This window comes from Streptomyces sp. NRRL WC-3549 (assembly GCF_000721935.1).
Classification (GTDB): domain Bacteria; phylum Actinomycetota; class Actinomycetes; order Streptomycetales; family Streptomycetaceae; genus Streptomyces.
The window spans coordinates 24080-26552 of the sequence record NZ_KL585403.1 but is presented as its reverse complement, the minus strand read 5'-3'; the positions used below and the strand labels follow the sequence as shown (position 1 = coordinate 26552).

The 2473-nt window shown below is 73.6% G+C and carries 1 protein-coding gene; it reads right to left on the bottom strand.

Annotated features, from left to right (window positions below):
- Window positions 1-2384 (bottom strand): HelD family protein (locus IH13_RS0117505; protein WP_063837457.1); only part of this gene is annotated, 2384 nt, incomplete at its 3' end.
- Window positions 2385-2473: the final 89 nt, after the last annotated feature.

Sequence of the window (2473 nt, the reverse complement as noted above, 5' to 3'; positions counted from 1 at the left end):
GGGGCGGCCCCGCCCGCCACCGGCTCGACCGCGGCTTCGTCGCTGCCGGGAAGCGGTGGTTCCGGGTCCCCGTCGCGGCCCGTCAGGGCGTCGGGAAGGGGCGCGGTGTGCAGGACGGTCAGGCTCTGGGTGCTGCGGGTCAGCGCGATGTAGAGCTGGCGCAGGCCGGCCTGGCCGCGAGCGGCGATGGTGGCGGGCTCGACGACGAGGACGTGGTCGTACTCCATGCCCTTGGTGTGGGCGGCGGCGAAGACGCACACGGCTTCACGCTCCTGGGCCGTGATGCCGTCCGCGGTGTCGAGCCGGCGGCCGATCTCGTCGAGCCAGCCGGAGTCGTCGGGGACGATGACGGCCACGGACCGCAGGGTGCTCCCGTCACTGGTGCCGACCAGGCGGACGGCCTGGGCGACGGTGTCGTCGAGCAGCTTCCACGGCTCGGTCGCGATCGTCCGCACGGCCTCGGCACCGGCCTCGCGGACGGCCAGGGGGTAAGGCAGTGCGGGCGCGACCGTCCGGGCCAGTGGGGCGACGAACTCCATGATCTCGGCGGGGACGCGGTAGCTGGTGGTGAGCTCGGCGACGCGCCAGTCGCCGTGGTCGGACAGAAGGGCGCCCAGCCGGTCCCACGCGGTGTAGGCGTACGGTCCGGTGGCCTGGGCGAGGTCGCCGAGGACGGTCATCGAGCCGCCCCTGGCGACGCGGCGGCGCAGGGCGCGGGCCTGCATGGGCGTCAGGTCCTGGGCCTCGTCGGCGACGATGTGACCGTAGCGCCGGGGCGTCTCGCCGGTGATGAGGTGGCGGAGCTCCTCCAGGCAGACGCGGTCGTCCAGGGTCCAGGGGTCGTCCTCCGCCTTGGCGGCGCGTGGCCGGTGCAGGGCGGCCTGCTCCTGTTCGTCGAGGACGCCGTCCGCGCAGGTACGCAGGAGGTCCGGTGAGTCGTAGAGGCTGCGCAGGCTCTCCCGGGCGCCCGGGGAGGGCCAGGAGCGGTCGAGGAGGCGCTCCACCTGGCGGTTTCGCTCCAGGCTGCGGCGGATCGTGCCATCGGCGCCGCGTCGCGGGGCCAGGGCGGCGAGTTCCCGCAGGAGGCGGTCGACGAGCAGGCTGCGGAAGCGGTCACGGCGCTCGCGGTACGCACCGTCCTGGCTGCGCACGTCGTCGAAGAGGGCGTGGATTTCCGAGCGCGGAATGCGCAGGGTGGTACTGCCGGCGGTGACGGTGAACGCCGGTTCGTCGCCCTCGAAGGAGGGTGCGGTGAGGAGGCCGTCGAGGGCATCGGGCCGGCATTCGTGCTCGACCCGGCGGCGCAGGACGGCTGCCATGCGCTCGTCGGACTTCACGAGCCGCGCCTGCGCGGTGTCGTCGCCGAGGACGTCGCCGTCCCAGAGGCGGGACAGCTGGACGGCGTTGACGTCGCGGGTGCCGAGGGTGGGCAGGACCTGGCCGACGTAGTCGAGGAAGCTCTGATGGGGGCCGATGACGAGGATGTCCTGGGCCTTGAAGTGGTCGTTGTTGACCAGCCAGGTCACGCGGTGGAGGCCGACCGCCGACTTTCCGGTGCCGGGGCCGCCCTGCACGACGAGGATGTCGGAGGGGGAGCCCGTGACCAGGTCCATCTGGTCGCGGCGGATGGTCTCGACGATGTCCCGCATCCGCCCCCTGCGCGCACGCTGGAGCTCGCGCAGCAGGAACTCGTCCGGCTGGAGGGGCTTTCGGCGCTGGAGCCGGGCGATGTCGGCGGGAGTGCGGGGGTGGGTGCGCTTCCCGTGCCCGGTGGGCTCCTGCTCTTCCCCCTGCCCGGTCGCGGGCGCCGCCTCGGTCGCGCCGTCACCGTCGGCGGCGTCCGCCGTGATCGCGTCGTCCCCTGCGGGCCGCGGTTCCGGGACGGCCTCCAGGGCGGGGGCCACCTCACCGTCGGGGGCAGCGGCCGGCAATGCGGGCGCCGTCGGGGTGATCTCGTCGAAGTAGTCCTGGACAACGGGGCCCGCGCAGCGCAGTCGGCGGCGCAGTGCGACATCCCCCGGCGCGTGGGGCTGCGCCTCGAACCACTTGGTGGCCAGCGGGCTCGTCCACAGGACGACGACGGTGTCCCTGGTCCTGACATCGGAGACGGCACGCCGCCCCACGTACCAGGGGCGTGGATCCTCGCCGGGGTCCTCGGGGGCGTCGACGCGTGCGATCACCAGTGCCTCGTCGCCCAGTCCGCCGTACGACTCGGCCCTTCTCTCGGCGTCGTGCCGGTTGGCGATGCCGTCCTTGCCGCTCGCCGCTGCCGTGGCCGCGGTGGTCCCGGTCATCTCGGCGAGGCGCGCGGTGTAGCAGTCGTACGCCCGGTCGACGGCCTTCTGCTCGGCCGCGATGACCTGGTGACGAGTGATGGTGTTCATCCGCTGTCCCTCCCTGGCGGCATCCGGCGGGATGCCGCCCCGGGCATGTGCCCGCCCCTCGACATGGCTACCGGAACGCGGCACATGAT